This is a genomic window from Corynebacterium curieae, from assembly GCF_027570035.1.
GTDB lineage: Bacteria > Actinomycetota > Actinomycetes > Mycobacteriales > Mycobacteriaceae > Corynebacterium > Corynebacterium curieae.
This window is the reverse complement of the sequence record NZ_JAKMUU010000005.1, coordinates 1-19,356: the sequence shown is the minus strand read 5'-3', so window position 1 is coordinate 19,356 and position 19,356 is coordinate 1. Positions and strand designations below refer to the sequence as shown.

At 57.3% G+C, this 19,356-nt stretch carries 22 protein-coding genes and 1 pseudogene; 9 read left to right on the top strand and 14 right to left on the bottom strand.

The genetic code is table 11. From position 1 onward, the window contains the following. Positions 1 to 17: 17 nt before the first annotated feature. From L8V01_RS09060 to L8V01_RS09050, 3 genes are read right to left on the bottom strand one after another with little or no spacing between them, the layout of a single operon-like run. Positions 18 to 938 (bottom strand): DUF5926 family protein, encoded by a 921-nt coding sequence (locus tag L8V01_RS09060; RefSeq protein ID WP_269946742.1) that lies wholly within the window; start codon positions 936 to 938, stop codon positions 18 to 20. A gap of 20 nt (positions 939 to 958) precedes the next feature. Then, a complete protein-coding gene (locus tag L8V01_RS09055) occupies positions 959 to 1,663 on the bottom strand; it encodes a glycerophosphodiester phosphodiesterase family protein (protein WP_269946741.1) in 705 nt (234 codons plus the stop codon). Then, positions 1,663 to 2,610 (bottom strand): L-lactate dehydrogenase, encoded by a 948-nt coding sequence (locus L8V01_RS09050; RefSeq protein WP_259887480.1) that lies wholly within the window; start codon positions 2,608 to 2,610, stop codon positions 1,663 to 1,665. The genes L8V01_RS09055 and L8V01_RS09050 overlap by 1 nt, the downstream gene beginning before the upstream one ends. A gap of 87 nt (positions 2,611 to 2,697) precedes the next feature. Between L8V01_RS09050 and L8V01_RS09045 the strand changes: the two genes are divergently transcribed. Beyond that, the gene (locus L8V01_RS09045; RefSeq protein ID WP_269946740.1) at positions 2,698 to 4,440 is read left to right on the top strand and encodes an alpha/beta-hydrolase family protein; all 1,743 of its coding nucleotides are present in this window, start codon (positions 2,698 to 2,700) and stop codon (positions 4,438 to 4,440) included. On the opposite strand, the gene msrA is transcribed toward L8V01_RS09045, so the two are convergent. Then, the gene (gene msrA / locus L8V01_RS09040; RefSeq protein ID WP_269946739.1) at positions 4,437 to 5,084 is read right to left on the bottom strand and encodes a peptide-methionine (S)-S-oxide reductase MsrA; all 648 of its coding nucleotides are present in this window, start codon (positions 5,082 to 5,084) and stop codon (positions 4,437 to 4,439) included. The two genes, L8V01_RS09045 and msrA, sit on opposite strands and share 4 nt — an antisense overlap. Positions 5,085 to 5,248: 164 nt before the next feature. Here msrA and L8V01_RS09035 point away from each other — a divergent pair, with 164 nt between their 5' ends. Continuing rightward, positions 5,249 to 5,851 carry a superoxide dismutase gene (locus tag L8V01_RS09035; RefSeq protein WP_049377509.1) on the top strand — a complete coding sequence of 201 codons (603 nt, stop codon included), beginning with the start codon at positions 5,249 to 5,251 and terminating at the stop codon, positions 5,849 to 5,851. A 40-nt stretch (positions 5,852 to 5,891) separates the two neighbouring features. Here L8V01_RS09035 and L8V01_RS09030 read toward each other — a convergent pair whose 3' ends face one another. Then, positions 5,892 to 6,746, bottom strand: coding sequence for a LysR family transcriptional regulator (locus tag L8V01_RS09030; RefSeq protein WP_269946738.1), 855 nt, complete (start codon positions 6,744 to 6,746; stop codon positions 5,892 to 5,894). A 71-nt stretch (positions 6,747 to 6,817) separates the two neighbouring features. On the opposite strand from L8V01_RS09030, the gene L8V01_RS09025 reads away from it, so the two are divergent. Both L8V01_RS09025 and L8V01_RS09020 read left to right on the top strand, forming a co-directional pair. Then, positions 6,818 to 7,969, top strand: a complete 1,152-nt coding sequence (locus L8V01_RS09025; RefSeq protein WP_269946737.1) for an MFS transporter — start codon at positions 6,818 to 6,820, stop codon at positions 7,967 to 7,969. A gap of 10 nt (positions 7,970 to 7,979) precedes the next feature. After that, positions 7,980 to 9,278: a copper oxidase gene (locus L8V01_RS09020; protein ID WP_269946736.1), complete on the top strand. Its 1,299-nt coding sequence runs from the start codon at positions 7,980 to 7,982 to the stop codon at positions 9,276 to 9,278. Here L8V01_RS09020 and L8V01_RS09015 read toward each other — a convergent pair. After that, positions 9,265 to 10,698 carry a TM0106 family RecB-like putative nuclease gene (locus L8V01_RS09015; RefSeq protein WP_269946735.1) on the bottom strand — a complete coding sequence of 478 codons (1,434 nt, stop codon included), beginning with the start codon at positions 10,696 to 10,698 and terminating at the stop codon, positions 9,265 to 9,267. The two genes, L8V01_RS09020 and L8V01_RS09015, sit on opposite strands and share 14 nt — an antisense overlap. Positions 10,699 to 10,767: 69 nt before the next feature. Here L8V01_RS09015 and L8V01_RS09010 point away from each other — a divergent pair, with 69 nt between their 5' ends. Both L8V01_RS09010 and L8V01_RS09005 read left to right on the top strand, forming a co-directional pair. Continuing rightward, entirely contained in the window at positions 10,768 to 11,400 is a 633-nt protein-coding gene (locus tag L8V01_RS09010; protein ID WP_269946734.1) for a DUF6474 family protein, read from the top strand. A 187-nt stretch (positions 11,401 to 11,587) separates the two neighbouring features. Next, positions 11,588 to 11,897 (top strand): annotated as a pseudogene (locus L8V01_RS09005) (histone-like nucleoid-structuring protein Lsr2). Here the strand turns inward: L8V01_RS09005 and L8V01_RS09000 are convergent. Next, complete coding sequence (locus tag L8V01_RS09000) at positions 11,894 to 12,532, bottom strand: LuxR C-terminal-related transcriptional regulator (RefSeq protein WP_023020112.1); 639 nt, start codon at positions 12,530 to 12,532, stop codon at positions 11,894 to 11,896. The pseudogene L8V01_RS09005 and the gene L8V01_RS09000 overlap by 4 nt on opposite strands. Before the next feature lie 37 nt (positions 12,533 to 12,569). Then, positions 12,570 to 13,733 carry a sensor histidine kinase gene (locus L8V01_RS08995; RefSeq protein ID WP_269946733.1) on the bottom strand — a complete coding sequence of 388 codons (1,164 nt, stop codon included), beginning with the start codon at positions 13,731 to 13,733 and terminating at the stop codon, positions 12,570 to 12,572. On the opposite strand from L8V01_RS08995, the gene L8V01_RS08990 reads away from it, so the two are divergent. Continuing rightward, complete coding sequence (locus L8V01_RS08990; protein ID WP_269946732.1) at positions 13,732 to 14,262, top strand: DUF2020 domain-containing protein; 531 nt, start codon at positions 13,732 to 13,734, stop codon at positions 14,260 to 14,262. The genes L8V01_RS08995 and L8V01_RS08990 overlap by 2 nt on opposite strands. Here L8V01_RS08990 and L8V01_RS08985 read toward each other — a convergent pair. Together L8V01_RS08985 and L8V01_RS08980 are read right to left on the bottom strand one after the other, a co-directional pair. Beyond that, positions 14,259 to 14,411: a hypothetical protein gene (locus L8V01_RS08985; protein ID WP_269946731.1), complete on the bottom strand. Its 153-nt coding sequence runs from the start codon at positions 14,409 to 14,411 to the stop codon at positions 14,259 to 14,261. The genes L8V01_RS08990 and L8V01_RS08985 overlap by 4 nt on opposite strands. Beyond that, on the bottom strand, positions 14,411 to 15,073 hold the full coding sequence (locus tag L8V01_RS08980) for a class E sortase (protein WP_269946730.1): 663 nt from the start codon (positions 15,071 to 15,073) through the stop codon (positions 14,411 to 14,413). Before L8V01_RS08980 ends, L8V01_RS08985 begins: the two co-directional genes overlap by 1 nt. Before the next feature lie 33 nt (positions 15,074 to 15,106). Between L8V01_RS08980 and yidC the strand changes: the two genes are divergently transcribed. Then, complete coding sequence (yidC, locus tag L8V01_RS08975) at positions 15,107 to 16,051, top strand: membrane protein insertase YidC (RefSeq protein WP_269946729.1); 945 nt, start codon at positions 15,107 to 15,109, stop codon at positions 16,049 to 16,051. On the opposite strand, the gene L8V01_RS08970 is transcribed toward yidC, so the two are convergent. From L8V01_RS08970 to L8V01_RS08955, 4 genes are all read right to left on the bottom strand, one after another. Beyond that, positions 16,008 to 16,616 (bottom strand): TetR/AcrR family transcriptional regulator, encoded by a 609-nt coding sequence (locus L8V01_RS08970; protein WP_269946728.1) that lies wholly within the window; start codon positions 16,614 to 16,616, stop codon positions 16,008 to 16,010. The two genes, yidC and L8V01_RS08970, sit on opposite strands and share 44 nt — an antisense overlap. 78 nt (positions 16,617 to 16,694) lie before the next feature. Then, positions 16,695 to 16,943 (bottom strand): GlsB/YeaQ/YmgE family stress response membrane protein, encoded by a 249-nt coding sequence (locus L8V01_RS08965; protein ID WP_269946727.1) that lies wholly within the window; start codon positions 16,941 to 16,943, stop codon positions 16,695 to 16,697. 118 nt (positions 16,944 to 17,061) lie between these two features. Beyond that, positions 17,062 to 17,961, bottom strand: coding sequence for a universal stress protein (locus L8V01_RS08960; protein ID WP_269946726.1), 900 nt, complete (start codon positions 17,959 to 17,961; stop codon positions 17,062 to 17,064). Between the two features lie 41 nt (positions 17,962 to 18,002). Continuing rightward, entirely contained in the window at positions 18,003 to 18,146 is a 144-nt protein-coding gene (locus L8V01_RS08955) for a hypothetical protein (RefSeq protein WP_269946725.1), read from the bottom strand. Between L8V01_RS08955 and L8V01_RS08950 the strand changes: the two genes are divergently transcribed. Then, positions 18,127 to 19,134 carry a pseudouridine synthase gene (locus L8V01_RS08950; protein ID WP_394371659.1) on the top strand — a complete coding sequence of 336 codons (1,008 nt, stop codon included), beginning with the start codon at positions 18,127 to 18,129 and terminating at the stop codon, positions 19,132 to 19,134. The two genes, L8V01_RS08955 and L8V01_RS08950, sit on opposite strands and share 20 nt — an antisense overlap. The last annotated feature ends 222 nt before the right edge of the window (positions 19,135 to 19,356 follow it).

Genomic DNA, 19,356 nt, shown 5'->3' with positions numbered 1-19,356 from the left:
GGGCCATACCTATGTCTTTAGCGCAGGGTCACCTGGCGGGACTTGATGTTCTCTAGCTGCTTGCGCTCGTCCGCGCTTAGCTGAGCGTTATTGGAGATTTCTTCCTCCAAAGCCTTGTCCACTCGGGTGAGGTGGTCCTCATAGGAGGTGTGGTCAACCTCTGGATCCAAGTCGAATACCGGGGCGATGAGACCGTGGGTGCGGAAGACACCGGCAAACTTGGTGCCCTCTCCGAGGTTCAGCTCGCCGCGGGCAGCAACGCGAGCCAAGGCATTGAGGAATGCGGACTCATCATCGGTCGGGCGGACCCAGCGGATGTGGGCCTTACCGCCACCGGCATTAGCCCAAAAGGCCGCACCGGTGATGTTCTCGCCCACTTGGTGGGATTCGATGACGGAATCATTGGCTGCACGCAGTGACTGCGCAATTTGTGGGGTAACCTGTGCGCCTTCCGGAATCCACCACTCGAAGTCTTGGTGGACCTGCACGTCTAGGGTAGCGGAGGCATCAATAAGCTCCTCCAGCTTCGGCTCCGTGCCATCAGCTGCGGTGGATTCCAGGGTAGCGCCCGGCTCATTATTCTTTACCCAGTTCAGGGCGAAAGCCAAGTCGCGGCCGGGGTTATGAGTGTGGGACTGTACCTGCAGGCCTACAAAAGCATCGCCGCCAAATTCGGCATCACGAATCAGTGCTGCCGAAGCGCCCGGCAGGACGGTGGCTACATAGACGTTCTTATCGCAGCCTTTGACATCCAGCTTGGCAAAAGCGGAGGGCACGAATTCCTGAAGGGCAACCAGGGATGCCTCGGCAGCAAGCCCGCCATAGGGGCGGGGGTCCTTTTCCAGGGCGGCGCGCTCCTTGGCGCGGGCAGCGAGCTTTGCCTGACGGCGGGACATGCCCTCAGGCAGCTGTTCCTTGTTCTTTTTCTTCTTGGCCATGCCTCCAAGATACCTGCCTACTAGAGCTCAATGGCATGCAGGGCCACTTCAGGTTGGTTTGTGGCAAGCATATCTACGCCATTAGCCCATGCCCACTTCATGTCCTCCGGCTTATCCACCGTCCATAGGTAGGTAGGCAATCCCTGCGCGCCGATGATTGATGGCTGCAGCTTAGCGCGGAGCATCGATACGCCTAACGCGGTGGGCTTGGACAACATCACGTCGGGGCGATTGACGTGGCGCTCCCAGTCGCGACGAAGATATATCCGATCCATATGGGGCGCCAGATTCTGCATGCGGCGGATCGCATGGTGGGAAAAGGAAATGACGTGGATACGGGGGTCTTCGACAAGCCCCGCATAGCGCAGGCGCAGCATCGTTTGTTCCTCCAAGATGTCGCCCTGACCGGAGGGATGCTTGGTTTCGATATAAAGATGGTGCGGTTTGCCCTCGAGGATTTCCAAAAGCTCGTCGAGAAGCATCATGCGCTGGCCCCTACCTATGTCAACGCCGCGCAATTCCTCCCAGTCCAGTGTGGAAATACGGCCGGGGCGCCCTGCGGTGCGGTCCAGCGTGGGATCGTGCTGGACTACTACCTTTCCATCGCGCGTCAAGCGCACATCACACTCGACGCCATGAATTGGCAAATCTAAGGCCTTCTCAAAAGCTAGAGGGGATAGCTCCGGATATTTTCCGGAGTATCCCCTATGGGCGACAATCTTCACTAGCCGAAGAACTCTTCCTTGATGTCATTCAGGGTCTTGACAGAAGCATCGAAACGCTCCTTCTCGTGCTCATTGAGATCCAGCTCAATCGCGCGCACGATACCGGAACGGTTGATGACGGCCGCGGTGCCGATGTAGAGATCATCTACACCGTATTCGCCCTGCAAGTAAGCAGAGACCGGCAGCGCCACGTCCTGGTTCTGGATGACGGCGGCGGTGATGCGGGCCAAGCCCATGCCGATACCGAAGGAAGTAGAACCCTTGGCGTCGATGATGGAGTAGGCAGCATCGCGGGTTTCTTCAAAGATCTTCTCAATGCGCTCGGCGTACTCCGGATCAGAATCCAGCTTCTTGGACATCGGCACGCCAGCAATATTCGCGGTGGAGACTGCCGGCAGCTCGGAATCGCCGTGCTCGCCGACGATGTAGGCGTGTACGGACTTCGGGGCAACGTCTTCCAGCTCGCCCAACATGTAGCGGAAGCGAGCGGAGTCCAGCACGGTGCCGGAGCCGATGACGCGCTTGTGGTCCAAGCCGGATGCCTTCCACACGGCGTACGTCAGGATGTCCACCGGGTTGGAGGCAACGAGGAAGATACCGTCAAAATCATTGGCCATGACATCGGAGACGATGCTGTTCATGATCTTGACGTTCTTGCCCACCAGATCCAGGCGGGTCTCGCCCGGCTTCTGTGCCGCACCAGCGCAGATGACGACCATATCGGCGTCTGCGCAGTCGGCGTAGGTGCCCTTGGTCACGCGGGTGCGGGTAGGAGCCCAAACAACGCCATGGTTGAGGTCCATGACATTGCCTTCCAGCTTCTTTTCATCGATATCGATGATGGCCAAGTGGTCAACGATGCTTTGGTTGATGAGAGCGAAGGCGTAAGCGACTCCCACGTCGCCGGCGCCGATGAGAACTACTTTGTTTCCTACATGATTTGCCATGACTCCATTGTGCAACTTTTTGGAGATTTTTGCACGGGCTAAATCTCACACTGAAATTCCCACCGAAATCTGGGACAATCGGGCATTATGAAACGCGCCCTCCGCCGCGCTGCACTAATCGCTCTTGGCGTAGCCGCGGATCTCACGCCCATCGTCCGCATGACCAGCCGACAAACCTTACCGCCTAATATGTCGGCTGGAATTTTGGGTGCGGAATTAGCCACGTGGGCAGCTATTTCCCCCTCCCTTCTTCCTCGCCCGTGGTGGGTGACCGCCGCCAATGTAGCCATTGGCCAGGGCATCGGACACTTGGGGGCGGCATCGACAAGCTTTGTGCTCAATAGCATTGGTAAACGCCCGCAGGACCGTCTCGGGCCGCAGCATCGGCAAATTTTGCACCTTGCTATCGGCGCCGGTACCGCGTTCAATGCCGTGCTATCGCTGCGCAATCAGAAAAAACAGGCGGAGCTGGTCAATAAGCAGCTCGTACGCGGACCCGCCACGGCAGCGATTGGTTTGGCCGCGGGCACCGCGGGGTACGGGACTCTTTTGTTGATCGGAGAGGCCACACAGCTGGCCGTCACCAGGCTGTCGCGCCAACTAGGACGCTGGGTACCGGCGCTCGTCGCCTGGCCAGTTGTCACCGCGGGCCTGAGCCTGACGGCCTTCGCGCTTTCTGACCGCGTGGTTTTTCGGCGCTGGTTGCGCTCACTTTCACACCAGGCGCAGCGCATTAATAAGCAGATTTTCCCCGGCACGTCCATGCCGTGGGAGCCGGAGCGCTCTGGCAGCCCATGGTCGCTCGAGCCGTGGTCTGCGCTGGGCCAGCAGGGGCGCCGCTTTGTATCCAATGGGCCCCGCGCCCGTGATATCCGCAAAGCGACGGGAATCGATGCGAAGGAACCCATCCGCATCTATGCCGGATATATCCCTGGCCGCTCCTTCCGGCAATCTGCGGAAAAGATTCGCTCCGAGCTTGAGCGCACTGGTGCGCTACGGCGGGAGACCATAGTTATTCAAATGCCAGCCGGCTCAGGGTGGATCAATAACTGGGGCGCGTCCTCCTATGAGTTTCTAACCGGCGGCGATTGCGTCACCATCACGATGCAGTATTCCTATCTGCCCTCAGTTTTTGCCTACCTTGTGGACAAAAGCTCCCCAAAGCAGGCAGCCCAAGAACTAATGCGGGTGGTACAAGAAGAACTGGACAAGCTTCCAGAAGAAAACCGACCGCGGCTCTATTTCGCAGGTGAATCCTTGGGGGCTTATGCCATTATGGATAATTTCCATAATATGGATGAGCTACTATCGGCCTGCAATGGAGCGGTGTTTTCTGGACCGCCCCGCATGACGCGTTTTACCCAGCGCCTGCGCCGCGATATCGGGTCCTTAGAACGCCTGCCTGTTATCGATGGCGGAAAACACGTGCGCTACGCGGCGGCTCCCGACCACACGCTCCACGATGCCTTTGGCAATGACTTCACTCATACTTGGCGCCGCCCCCGCATGCTCATTGCGCAACATGCTTCCGATGCCATCGTGTGGTGGGATCTTAACCTCTTGGTGCGCAGGCCTACGTGGATTCATGAACCACAGCCGGAAGCACTGCACGCCGATACCTTCCGGCAACTGCGTTGGGTCCCTTTCATTACTTGGTGGCAAATTGGCTTGGACCAGATCAATTCCCTCAACGTACCCGGCGGACATGGGCATAATTACTTTGAGGAAATGCTCTGGTACTGGGACGAGGTTCTAGGATCCCAATCACGCCAAGCGCTCACACCAAAGTTGGCCAAGAAGATTGCCCGCTTTATTCGGCGCGACGCTTAGTCGCATTTCACCCCAGTGCTGTGGTGCGGGCAATATCCATTGGGCACCTTATATAGGTACTGCTGATGCTCATCTTCTGCTCGGTAGTACTCCCCGGAATCGGTATCTTTAAGGAGCTTTACCTCCGTAGTGGTATCCCCAAAACCGAATTCCTTGAGCTTATCCGCGTAGGAATCCACGATGCCTTGAATTTCTGCGCGCTCCTCCTCGGTGCGTGGATAGAACGCAGAACGGTATTGCGTTCCCACGTCGTTGCCTTGGCGGAAGCCTTGGGTAGGATCATGTGCTTCCAGTGCCTTGACCACAAGGTCGCGCAAGCTTATGCGCTGCGGGTCATAGACCACTTCGACCACCTCTGCATGATTGGTCAGTCCACGGCACACCTCGTAGTAGGTGGGATTCGGTGTGGTCCCGCCTGCAAAGCCCACCGAGGTGGACTCCACGCCTTCTGTTTCCCAAAACATTTTTTCTGCGCCCCAGAAGCAGCCCAGTGCAATGAGAATGGAGCGTTGTCCGTCTTTCCAGCGTCCGGTAATCGGTGTTCCTAGAACCGCGTGCGGGGCGGGGTCCAGGATCGGCTCAGCTCGCCCCGGCAGGGCCTCATCTGTAGGGACTAACTTAGGCTCTGGTTTAAACATCCACATGAGGTATTGCTCCTTCCTTATTCCTTCTTCCCAACGTTGTACTGCGAAAACCTATTCCTCGGCCACTTAAAATTCACTCTATTTCCACAATTCGAATTAATCATGGCGAAATCTTTCAACCGTGCCTATCATCGGGACACGTACCCGAAGAAAGGATTTAACAAATGGCTGTTTACGAACTTCCTGACCTCCCATACGCATTCGACGCACTGGAGCCACACATCTCCGCAGAGATCATGGAGCTCCACCACGATAAGCACCACGCAACCTACGTTGCTGGCGCTAACGCTGCACTAGAGGCGCTCGAGGAGGAGCGCAACGGCGAGGCTAACCCGGATCGCATCCGTGCGCTGTCCAAGAACTTGGCGTTTAACCTGGGTGGCCACACGAACCACTCCATCTTCTGGAAGAACCTGTCCCCGAACGGTGGCGGCGAGCCGACCGGCGAGCTGGCTGAGGCTATCAACCGCGACTTCGGCTCTTTTGAGAAGTTCAAGGCACACTTCTCCGCTGCTGCTACTTCCCTGCAGGGCTCTGGCTGGGCAGTTCTGGGCTACGACCACATTGCTGGCCGCCTCATTATCGAGCAGCTGACTGACCAGCAGGGTAATACCTCCATCGACTTCACCCCGCTGCTGATGCTGGATATGTGGGAGCACGCCTTCTACCTGCAGTACAAGAACGTAAAGGCCGACTACGTTAAGGCCGTATGGAACGTCTTCAACTGGGATGACGTTGCCGAGCGCTTCGCTGCAGCTACCAAGTAACACCTTTAGTTACTTCCGCCGCCCCCCGGGGCGGCTTTTTCTATGCTCGGATAAACTCCCGGAATTGCCGCACTGGGGGAGCATCATCCCCGGCGCGCCACACCAGGCCGAGCTCGCGGTACGCCGGTGGGGCGAGAGGAATAAGGCTTCCCACCTGCAAGTAGGGATCATCAAGCGGCAGTAGCGCCACGCCGAGGCCCGCCGCTACCAGCCCGGCAACGGTGGTAAGCTCCATCGATTCGAAGACGAGATGGGGGCTAAATCCGGCATCCTCAGCGAGGGCATCGAGAAGCATGCGCGTGCCATAGCCCGGGAGCATGCCGATAAATGGTTCCGCGGCGCATTCCGTCAGGTTCACCTCCCGCCGGTTCGCCGCCCAGTGGCCCTCCGGCACCGCAAGGCCTAAGCGCTGTACTTTAATCTGGTGCCACCCCAGTGCGGCATCCGGCCGCGGCCCTACGAGGGCGAGGTCGGATTCGCCATTTTCTACCCTGCTCACCAGCTCTCGCGCGGCGCCCTGATGCAGACGAATATCAACGTGCGGGTGCTGCGCGCGGTAGCTTTTCAGCAGGTCCGGTACAAGCCACGTACCCAGCGAATGCATAAAGTCTAGGCGCACGGTGCCGCGTTCCGGATCCATGAGACGGGCCACATCGTCCCTTCCAGTCCGGTAAGCGCGAAGCATCTCCCGCCCAGCCGCGGCAAAGGCCCGCCCCCGCGAGTTCACATGCAAGGTGCGCCCAGCGCGTTCAAACAACTGGGCATCGAGGCTGGTCTCAACCCGCTGTACACGGCGAGTCAGCGCGGATTGGGAAATTCCCAGTTCATCGGCTGCGGCACCGACGCGACCTAGTTCCACCACGGCAAGGAAGCCACGGATATCTTCTATATTCATGCATACTCCGCATTGTTTATCTTGAATTTCTACATTTTACACATGCAGCGTGGCGAGGCAGCCTTAAGAGCATGACTCGAACGCGGCGCGCTACGGTAGCCATGCTCCTTGTAGGCTTGGCCATTTTCTCCAGTTTGTATTCCACCCAGGCCATCCTTCCCACACTGGTAAAGAACATGGGCCTTTCCTCCACAGAGGCCGCCATGACCGTATCGGCCGCCACGGGGGCTCTTGCCATCTGCGTTGTGCCAGCGTCCATCTTTTCCGAGCGATTTGGGCGCGGACGTATCCTGCTCATTTCCGCCGTTGCGGCCACCAGCGTGGGGCTCATCGTGCCACTAGCCCAGGCGGGATGGCAGCTTATCCTACTGCGCGGCGTGCAGGGTGCGCTCCTTTCAGGCGCACCGGCCACCGCGATGGCATGGCTTTCGGAAGAGCTCGATGACAATGCCTTGCCGCGCGCTATGGGGCTCTATATCGCCGGCACCTCCGTTGGTGGTCTTACCGGCCGCCTCATCCCCACCGGACTAGTGGAGCTATCCACCTGGCGCTGGGCCCTTTTCGGCTCGGCACTTGTCTCCCTCGCTTTCGCCATCACTTCCTGGCTGCTACTTCCCGCACAACGCAACTTCCGACCTAAGGCTATCCACCTCAAAAACGAAACTCGGGTGGTATTTAGCCATTGGGCCAATCGGGACCTAGCCTTGCTATTTCTTAGCGCATTCCTTTCCATGGGCACGTTCGTCTCGATGTATAACTTCCTCACCTTTCGGCTCATCGGCGATTTTGGTTTGGCCCCGTCGCTGGCAGGCTTGGCCTTTTTGTTCTACCTCACGGGCACATGGTCCTCAGCACGGGCAGGTTCACTGGTCGCGCGCATAGGCCATGGGAAAACCCTGTTCGCCTCGGCCATGCTTTTTACCCTTGGCATCGCGCTGTGCGCCGGCAACCTACCGATGACGCTTCTGGGCATGATCGCCTTTACCGTGGGCTTCTTCGCGGTGCATTCCACCGCGTCTGGGTGGGTGGGCCAGATCGCCACCCATGACCGCGCGGAGGCCTCTTCCATGTACGTGTTTTGCTATTACTTCGGCTCTTCTGTGGTGGGCGCTTGCGCCGGTCTGCTTTTCGACGCCCTCTCTTGGCCCCTCTTTATTGCCTTCTTCACCGCCGTGGCCCTCGCCCTTACTGCGCTGACTTGGACCAAGATTAAAACCGACTAAACTCGTTTTTATGCCTGAGAATAAGTGGTCGGCTCGGACGTGGCACCGCAAGGCTTCCCGCCCCGTATCCCTGTGGATGATGGTATTTATCCTCGTGGGCGCAACGCATACCTTGGTGCCCAACTACCGGTGGGTGCTCATCCACCTATTCACCCTCGGGTTGGTAAGCAATAGCATCATCGTATGGTCGCAGCACCTAACGGAAAAGTTCACCCAGCAACGCCTTCCTGACTCCACACGTCCCGCGCAATTGGCTCGCATCTACTGCCTCAACGCCGGAATCATCATCACACTGGCCGGCCAGATTCTCACAGAATATTGGACCCAGCATTGGATCGTTACCCAGATAGGTGCCACGCTAATCGCCCTGATGATGGCCTGGCATGCGGCAAATCTTTTCCACCAGTGGCGCGGCGCAAAGGATAAGCGCTTCCGCCCAGTGGTGGGCGCCTATGTGCTCTCTTCCCTATGCCTGCCGGTAGGTGCCATCTTTGGCGGGCTATTGGCCGTCTATCCAGGCCATCCCACGCTGTTGCTCGCCCATATCGCCGCCAATATCGGCGGATTCATCGGCTTGGCCGCAGCCGGCTCTCTCACCATCCTCTTCCCCTCCATCTGGCGCACCCAAGGTATCAATCTCCACATGCGATCCTCCTTTGCGCTGCTCGCAGTCGGCGTAGCCGCTACCATCATTGGTGCCTTCCTCGGCTTCCCCCAGCTAGGCCTCATTGTGTACTGCTGCGGTTGGGCGCTGAGCCTGCAGCAATGGCTCGCTAATGTGCTCACGGTGGCAAAGAATCCGCGCGATCGCATCACCTTCGCCTCGGTTTCCGTTCTCATGGCTTCGTTATGGCTGGTCCTGTCTTTGGTGTACTACACGGTGCAGCACTTCTTTATGCCTGAGCCAGCGCTGCCGACCCTAGCCTTGCTGGTTGGGTTTGCCGGGCAGCTCCTTATCGGTGTCATGAGCTATCTCTTGCCCACCACCATGGGTGGCGGGCCCTCCGCCGTTCGAGCAGGCTTGCAGCAGCTGGATAAACTCGGCCTTCTGCGCGCCACCTTGGTCAACGGCGGGCTGCTGATATGGATAGGCACCGACATATCCCTACTGAAGGTGGTTGCCTCCCTGTTGTGCATCCTGCCGCTAGCGGTCTATCCCGTGCTCATCGCCCGCGCGGTAAAGGCCCAAAAGCAGGTATTGATGAAGAAGGCAGAAGGCCCGGATCCCAAGCCGGGCCCGGAGTGGAACCAGGTGTACGCGGGGGTCGCGCTCCTAGCGGTTACCTACGCCGTGTTTACAGCGCTGTAGTCCCCGGCGCGCCGGCATCCATCCACTCGCGGACCGCACGGGTGGCCTGTACATCTCCACAGTTATAGTCCAGCAGTCGCTGCCGGGCGTTGTGGTCCCCAGCCAGCGCCTCGCGCCGCGCGTTCACTGATTCTTCGCCGTCAAAATCCTCCTCGGGCCAGGCAAATCCAGCCTCTGGTGCCACTACTTTCAAGCCCAGACCGTACGGGCCGGCAAAGGAATTTTTAACGTGGGCAAACATATCCACCCACTCTGACGAGGCGATAAATTCTTCTACCTCCTGCTCATCGACCTCGCGGAAGCGTTGCGCGGACATTCGCATCCAGTGGTTTTCACCGTGCGCCGAGTAGCAATAGGCGGCAAACGTCTTGCCCTCCGCATGAGCTTGCGCACGCAGATCCATCAACCAGCGCCAGAATGCCGCAAAATTTTCCGCCTCGGCCCGTCCGCCTAGTGGTTCCCAGGTAACGAAGGGGAAATACTCCCCTTCATGCCATGCTCCCCACAGGTACGCGCCTTGGTCCAAGTAAGCCTCCATGTCCACGTCAACCTCAACGTCCGCACGCGGAACGTGCACACCCCCGCGCCGCAGCAATACCTCCCCGGCGCGCCACGCGGCGGCGAGGCGGGAAGGTTCGCCCAAGTGGGCGTCGATAAGCGCCTGCACAGTAGTAATCCCGCGCTCGCGAAAAGGCTTGGCTCGGTCGCCGGGTAAAAAGAGCGAAATATCATCCGCCGCCACCAACTCCTGCTCGCACAAAGACCAGAAACGGCAGCTGGCGCACTCTTTCACCCGCACCGGGGCACTGGGCAGAGGTTGATTCCAGGCGCGTTCCAGATCGAACTTAGCCGTCTCAGTAAAAAACACCCGAGTGCGGTCCTGCCCAATGGCCCCGCCGCGGCCGGAATCGAGCCCGAGATCCCGCAAAGCGCGGGCAGCAAAAGCTAGGCGGTAGCCATCTACCGCATGATGGCGCAGCTTATACGGCACTTCGAGCGGCTCACTCAGCCCCAAACGATGAGTGGGAACCGCCAATGTCTTCTTCTGCTCATTTTTTCGTGCAACGCGGTGATTAGACACGATAACCGGGGTATATCTATCCCTTTCCCGCAGCAGCAAGTCCACGCGCACCATCCACTCTTCAGTGGCAAATACCGCATTAGTAATGTGCGTATAGCCGGAGGCCAAGGTCTCGAGGGTGCGCATTGACCGCTCCCACTCATCGCCTTCTAAATCGATGCGGCGGAACCTGCCGGGACCCTTCCGCGGAAACATGTGCATGACCGTGTCCACGGCGGCAGCGTGGCGTTCCGCGCGGGCGATGGAGGCATGGGTACGCGGCATCTCAGGGTGCGCACGCCGCTGCACAAGGCGATAGCGGCACCCCACAAGGTCCGAAGCAACAACCACATCCTCCACACCGGGTGAGCTTAATAGAACGGCAAGGTAAAGTTGAATCCAGACTCGACCAAACGTGAGGGAAACTAAATGAGCATTCTGAAGAAAGTTAAAAAGGCCCGCCAAGAAGCACGCGCACAGGCAAAGGCCGCAAAGACCCGCGCCAAAGCCGAGGTAAAGGCTCAGTCTAAGGACCGCCGCCGGCAGCAAAAACTCCTGGCCAAGCAGGAAAAGCACCTCATTAAGTCCGAGGAAAAGGGCCTGAAGAAGCGCCGCAAGCACGAGCAGAAGATGGCCAAGAACGAGCTGGCCAAGCTCAAGGCCGGCCGCTTTAATTCCGATAACGTCAAGCGCTACGCCGGCGCGCTGCGCACCGCCGCGCCGCTGCTGTTGCCACTTATCTACCGTGGCTACGTGGGCTTGAAAACCGAAGGTGAAAAGCGAAAGGCCGCCAAGGCCGGCGTAACTTCGGACCAGATGGCTTCCTTCTCCGGCTACGGTGCACCGCTCAAGGCACGCACCGCAGGTATCCGCAACTCCCTCGATAACACGAATGTACCGGCCGGATTCAAGCGCGATGTGCGCGACCGCCTGCAGGAAGTAGACTCCGCCATCGATAATGCCGAATTCATGACCGAGCAGCAGCGCCGCCGCGCGCACAAGACGATTGACTCGGAAATCGACTCTATTACCGCGGAGATCCAACAGCGTCTGGGTCAATAAGATGATTTACGCCACCACCGCCCCCTATTCGGTGGTGGCATTTATTTATTTTTCATAAAGATCTAGGAATTTTAGGAAGAAACATTTTCGGCAAGAAAAAGTTACTGATAATCTTCTAATCGCCCTACCCCCTATACACCGTTTAATACTCTCTCTGCTTGGTGTGCTGTAAAAAATTGGAGGAAATATGGCCCGCCGTGAAGTGACCCAATTTTACGATGACTTGGATCACAGCCAAATCCCTGAAGACCAGCTAGAAGTCGTTCGCTTCAGCGTGAATGGTCAAAACTACCTTATTGATCTCTCTAGATAACGCGCGCCGCTTTCATGATGTTCTCGCCCCTTACGTGGATGCCGCCCGCATCGCCCCGGATATCGATGCACAGCGCGCAAATCCCAGCCAGATCCGCGAATGGGCACGCACCCAAGGGCTGCCCGTGGCGCACCGAGGCAAAATCCCGCAAGACGTTATAGAAGCTTATAACGCTGCGAACTAAAGCACGCCTTGCTCGCGGGCTGCGGCAACAGCGGAGGTGCGCGAACGCACACCCAACTTGTCATAAATGTGCACGAGGTGCGACTTCACCGTGGCCTCAGACAGCATGAGATCTTGTCCAATCTGCCGATTTGAAGCACCGGCCGCCACCAATTGCAGCACTTCCAGCTCGCGCGGCGTGAGGGAAGTGCGCGGCGTGCGCACGCGGGTCATCAGCCTATCGGCCACGATGGGCGAGAGCGCCGAATCGCCCTCCGCGGTCGAACGCACCGCGGCGAGCAATTCCTGCGGTGGTGCATCCTTCAAAAGGTAACCCACGGCACCGGCCTCAATCGCGCCGAGAATATCCGCATCGGTGTCATAATTGGTGACCACGAGGACTTTGGGCGGGGTGGCCATGGCGGAACGAATCTGCGCGGTAGCCTCCGCGCCGCCCATAACGCGGGTCCCTTCTACGCCGGCGCCAAAGCGCAGATCCATCAAGATGACATCGATGCCGCCCGCCTGCGCGGCTGACACCGCAGCTTCGGCCGTAGCGACCTCCCCTACGACGTCGATATCCTCTGCGCCCTCGAGCACGGAGCGCAGGCCTAGCCGGACGATCTCGTGGTCATCTGCCAATAGGACCCGAATCACGACATTCCTCCTATCGATGTCTTTGTCAACCAAAAGTTTAATCTACCCCGTTGCCTAAGGGCATACTAACTGACACGGCAGTTCCCTCCCCCGGCGCAGATTCAATAATGACCTCCCCGCCAAGCTCCTGCGCCCGGCGTCGCATCGCCGCAAGCCCAATATGCCCCAGTCCTGAGGGAGCACTTTCCACCATGGCTGGATCGAATCCTTTGCCATTATCCACCACGTCCAAACGCACCTCATCCCCCTCATACGTCACTGTGATCCGGGAGCGGCTAGCACCTGCATGCTTGATGACGTTCCCCACCGCACCCTGCGCAATCCGCAGCAACGCCGCTTCCACCTTCATAGGCAGCCGCTGCACCTCCCCCTCAGATTCGACTTCCACGCGTATGTCCCCGGTAGCCGCGAAATTTTCCGCCATGCGGGTCAACGCGGCCTCAAGCGATGCTTCAGTCAAAGTTGGCGGCTGCAAAGCAGCGATCATAGCTCTTGCTTCGTGCAGATTATCCGCAGCAGTCCTACGAGCCAGCTCGATTCGCTCCCGCGCTTTATCCTCATCCTGCTTATCCAAATCACGGTCGGCCGAATGCAAGAGCATCTGGATGGACGACAACCCCTGTGCGAGAGTGTCATGGATCTCGTGCGCAATACGCTGGCGTTCGGCCACCATGCCAGCATCACGCTCCGTGGCTGCGAGCTGCGAGCGTGTTTCTATCAGCTCCTTATTCATCCGCGATAGTGTCCGGAAGGCGTAGGTAATCGCTATCGTCACCAGCGCAGAGACCGCCGGCCCCATGACTCCGCCAAAGGTCAGGCCCTGCGGAATCTGGACCACCACGGTGATGACCGAGGCCCCTACGACACACGCTATGCCCGCCGCCATATCCAGTACCGTCAGGTACAAAAAGAACATGGCGAATACCAAATAGATTGCCGCCGGTGCCACGAATAGATCCGCCACCCACAGCACCGTAAGGATGCATAGCCACAGATAACGCAGCGGCTTAACCCAGTACTCTGCATATACCGAACCGGCAAAGTACACCGCCGCAAAACCCACTAGCAGCAATAGGTTGATAACCGCCTGCGAAAGCGGCATCCGTACAGAGGTAAAGATACCTACCACCAGCAGGCCAGCGGTGAGAATATGAATGCCGGTGCGGAGCGCATCGGTATCCCGGTCTATTGTGGAGCTCATGCGCAAAAGCCTACTTCCTCTCCTCGCCTTAGCCACTTTTGGGATTGCCGGCTGCGATTCATCCGAGCCCACCCCTGCGCCGAGTACGACGCCAGAATCTTCGGAGGCACCAAAGGTCAACGTGGCCCAGACTGCAGAGGTCAACGACTGGAGCGATTGCCCCTATATTGGCCCCGGCTGGCTCGAAGAAACCAATGGCCAGCGCTTGACAAAGCAGGGCATCGATACGCGGTTTCCCACCCCGGCCTGCGTCTTCTGGTCCTACCAGGACGATCCCCAGGCCACCGTCATCGTGCGCGATATGCCCACGGTCGAAGACGCGCGCGCCGCAGTAGATTGGGCTGCGCCAATCGACGCCACCGAGCCGGCCTCCTTCAACGGTTGGGAAGGCGGCAGAGGCGTGGTCAATGATCATGCCGTTTACGCAGTACAAAAGGACACGCACGCGGTGCTGGTATGGAGCAACCAGCAGCAAACCGTTAAATCAGAGCAAATCGCCCAAGAAGCGATTGCGAACTTGGGCCTTTAAACCGCAACGTCGTTATACGGCATCATCGGCGACAGCCATGGGAAGACCACTTCCATCAACAGGAAGAACACTCCTACCGCGATGACGATGGCGAGGATCACTTTTACAAAGGTTGGGCCCGGCAAGAGATTCCACAAAGCGCGATACATTATTTCTCCTCTTTTTCTACTTCCATAGCGTGCACGATCATTCGCTCCGCGTTTGAAAACTGTGGGTGGCACGTGGTTAGCGTCAAGATTTCGCGGCTCGGCTCAGCGTCCGATTCTGGTACCGGGTTGGTCACCGAGACGTCGCCAGGCGTCGTAATATGCCGGCCCGCTACGTGGGAATACTCCGGCGGAATGCCGTTGAAACAATCCGCCTGCTCACCATCGATGGGCAGCACCCGATAGGTAATGCGCTCCGTTTGTGTCTCCACCACGAGGTCATCGCACGTCTTCAACTTGCCTAAGTCATTAAAGGGCGCTCCCTTGCCCACACGGTGCCCTGCCACGGCGAAGTTTCCCATTTCTCCCGGCATCTGAGAATCCACGTAGCGGCCTGGGCCGCGCAGCAGATCATCCTCATCTGTGCCCTCAATGATGGCGAAGTGGTAGTCAGAACCGAATGTCGGAATATACAGTTGCGCAAAAGCCTCACCCAATTCCGGCTCCAGTTTCTGCCGCGGATTCCGCCATTGCTCTTCCAGGTGGGTGCTCGCTTCCTCCTGCAACTGCCCGGATTCTACATTTGTCCAATAGGCTTCATAGAATGCAAAGAGTAAAAGAACCACGCCAATGGTTAGCATGAGTTCCCCAAGAACTTTAGTCATGCCTTAAACCATACTGCCCATGAAAGGTCAAGCATGTACGAAGTCTTCATGTACCCAGTTTCTGGAATTATGAAATTCTGGCACTGGCTCATCAGCAGCTTCGTCGGTGAATCTACAGCTTGGCTGATCTCGATCATCCTGCTGGTTATCACTGTGCGTGGCGTCGTCGTCCCTCTCAACTGGATTTCCGTACGCTCCGCCCGCATCGGCGCACTCATCCGCCCCGAAAATAACCGCATCAAAAAGCAGATGAACAACGCCACCACCACCGAGGAAATGGCGGAGCTCATGCAAGAAGAAAAAGACCTCATGAAGAGCTACAACTACAACCCCGCGGCCGGTTGTATTCCCCCGCTCATCATGATTCCGGCATTCATCGGTCTCTATCAAGTGCTCCTGCGCATGTCTAATATTGAGCGTGGCTCCACCACCGTGGGCATGCTTAATGCTTCGGACGTCTCTGCTTTCCGCGAAACTACCTTCTACGGTGCGCCACTGACAGACTTCGCCCGCGAACACGGCGACCTCATCAACCCGATCCTCATCGCCGCTATTGCCTTTACCATGGCCAATTCTGTCATTTCCTTGGTGCGCAGCTTCCGCACCACTCAATTTGATCAGAAGGTCAACCGCCGCGTCTTCATCCTGATGGGCTTCTTGCTGCTCATCATCCCCTTCTTCCTGTGGAACTTGGCCCAAACCGGCCCAATCCCAGTAGCAATCATCCTTTACTGGGGCTGCGCCTACCTATTCACGCTGATTCAAACCGCCATCTTCGAGCTCATTTTGCACCGCGATTACCCGCTCACGGAGGATGTCCACAACATGCGCCGCAAAAGCATCCACCGCTGGCGCAAACGCGAAAAAGAACCCGCCCTCTCCAAGGAAGAGAAGAAGCGGGTAAGCCGACTCCGAATGGAGGCCCGGAAGTACCTTAAATCGAATAATCAGCAGGGGGAGCAGAAAGCATCTGAGTAGCCAATTCCCGAGCCGTTTGCAGCGGCCCAATCTCCTTGGTGAGACGGGCACCGGCGCGCCCACCATCCAAGAAGATCAGTAGCTGGCTCGCCTGCGAGGAGGATGGATACCCATTGCGCTCGGTCAGCAGGGCGGTCAATGTGGAATGCACCCAATTGCGGTGCTCCACGCACGCAGCCACGATGCCGCGTTCTGCTTCAGTTTCTGGGCGCGGATATTCGCCGGCTGCGTTCAAGAAATGGGATCCGCGGAACTCCTGCTCTGGCTCTTCTTCAATTGCCTTATCAAAAAAGGCCAAGATCTTCTGATCCGGATCCTTCATCTCCGCGGTGCGCTTTTCCCAATCTTGGCGGAATTTCTCATCCAAAGCTTCCACATAAGCGATAACCAGTGCGTCTTTGGAGCCGAATAGGGAATACAAAGAAGCCTTAGCCACATCCGCCTCGCGCAAAATTCGGTCAATTCCGATGACGCGAATGCCCTCGGTGGTAAAAAGCTTGGTCGCCGATTCCAGCAGCCGGCTGCGCGGGCTGGGCCGATTGCGGCGCGACTTCTTCTCTGCCATGGGTTCCTCTCTAAAACGACAAAGCCGGTTCATCTATACTTTATAGACAAACCGGTATGTACGCGAATTATATTCGGGTTACTTCTTAATGAGCCCCACAACCCACAGCAGGATACAGGCGCCACCAGTAGCGGCAAGCAACGAAAAGATCCAACCGCCTTCCTCAATATTCAGGAAGTGGATAATCATGCCGCCGATAACACCGCCAAGCACACCAACGATAAGGTTGGTCAACAAGCCATGGTCGCGCTTCATAATCTTTTCTGCCAACCAGCCGGCGATAATACCAATAATGATCGAGCTAAAAAGCCCCAAACCCAAGTTCATAAATTCCTCCTAAATTAGCGGGTAAACCTTAGCCTACACGAGCGCAGGCTACCTGAGAGGATACCGAACAACAAGAGCGCCCCGCCCAAGGGGCGAAGCGCTCTATCAGCAGGGGTTCCTAGTCTTCATCATCCGGGCGAACAACCATCATCGGGCATGGCGCAGACTGCAACAGTGCACGAGAGGTCGACCCCAAGAGCATACCTTTGAAGCCACCGCGGCCATGGGAGCCCACAACCAGAAGCTGCGCCCCTTCTGCCGCTTCAGTGAGTGCATTTACTGGGCGATCGCGGGTGATGAGCTGCTTCACCTCAACCTCAGGGTATTCCTCACGCGGTTCCTTCAGGTTCTCCGCTAGGAGCTCGCTCTGCTCCTTTTCAATCTCGGCCCACTCGGACTGGGCGGCGGAGAGACCTGCCAAGGAAGCCTGCACCTGCATATCCATCCACGTATGAACAGCAATCAAGGCAGCACCACGGGCTTGTGCCTCACGGAATGCGTAGGCGGTAGCCTTCTGCGAGACTTCAGAGCCATCCACTCCGACCACGATCGGGCCGTACTTGGTGGAGTCCGTAACATGATTATCCTCGCGGACAACTACCACTGGGCAAGAAGCGTGGGACACCACAGAAGCGGAAACAGATCCCATTACCATTCCAGATAGACCGCCCATACCGCGGGAGCCCATAACGATCATGGTGACGTCATGCGACATCTCCAGCAGCATATCGATAGGGGAGCCTTCAGCAACGGTATGCCCAATCTTGAGCTCCGGAGCTACCTCATGGGCGATGGCACGAGCTTCCTCAATCTTCTCAAGGGTCTCGGCCTGCAAATCATCAAAAAGCTCCTTAGGCGGAACCATGCCTTCTGCGTACAGGAACTGTGGCATGGTGTAGCTCGAGGCAATGCGCAACGGAATTTCGCGCTTCATAGCCGTATTTGCGGCCCAACGGACGGCATTCTTGGATGCATCCGAACCGTCGACGGCAACAACTACAATGTCTTCCTTAGCCATAGTGTGTCCTTTCGGTGGTTATACCTTAATTGTAGTACGGATTAGGCTTTAGGGTAGATGGTTGCAGCCTCAGAATTCGACGGGAACATGACAGTGTAAACAAACTCCAGCACGCTACGAATTACCGCGCCAATGCCTTCAGAGAAAAAGGCGACAACCGGTTCAATGAGAGAGTTAAAGTCCATGGACAAAACATTAATACATCGCAGAAAAGGTTTCACGCCTTTGCCGATCAAAGATGGTCTAAACCCGACCCGCGTGCGCACCCCAGAAGCAGGTATAACGGCCTGGGACTTCCTTGACGCTGTAATCTCCGCACAACGACACCGTCACCCACATGACGATTCCTCAGCCCTTCAAGCGCGATTTGACGCGGGCGAGGTTGTACTTCGGAACCAAACGCGCTTGCGCCCAGATTCCATCCTCCGGCAAAACGAAGACGTCTTCTTCTATCGTATGCCGGCCCCAGAAACGCCTGTTCCCTACGACATCCCAATCCTCTACGAAGACGACAACATACTCGTTGCCGATAAGCCCCCATTCATGGCAACGATGCCCCGGGCGAGGCACATTGTGCAAACAGCAACCGTGCAGTTGCGTCGCATAACCGGAAATGACGAACTCGCACCCGCCCATCGGCTTGACCGCCTTACATCCGGGATTTTGCTCTTTACAAAAAATCGAGGGGTGCGCGGCGCGTACCAGACTTTGTTCGCGGAAAGGCAGGTTTCAAAGACCTACCAAGCCGTCGCCGAGTTCCGCAGCTTTCCGACGCCACTTCAATGGTCCTCACACCTAACCAAAACGCCAGGCGAAATTCAAGGCCGGATTAGGGACGGCGCACCAAACGCTTTTACCACACTCGAGGACGTCGAACAGGTAGATAACGCTCCTTATGAAAGTGTGCACGGCCCGCTTCCTCAACTAGGGAAATACACACTAAAACCCACAACGGGGAAAACCCATCAATTGCGACTCCACATGTGGCAAGCTGGAATTCCAATACTGGGCGACCCAGTGTATCCAAACATTTTGCCCGAAGAGGAAGAAGACATGCGCCGTCCGATGCATCTCACAGCCACAGAAATCGACTTCATAGACCCTCTAAGTGGAAAAGCACGGCAATTTCAGTCCGACCTTCCCCTCTACACCCATCGTCTAATTCGGAAATAGTGGTCAAGAACCTTTTCATAAATCCCACCCGGCCAACTCAGCCTCCGGCGATAACAGACCAATATTGTTAACCAGATGCTGCATTTAGGACAGCACACAATCAACAAAAGCACGCAAACGCCATTTTCCGTCTATTAAGAACTGAAAGTCGCTGATCGACCAGAATATACAGCGAATTTCAATAGCTGCTGCAGGTACCCTGGGGAGAATGCGTTCTGAGGT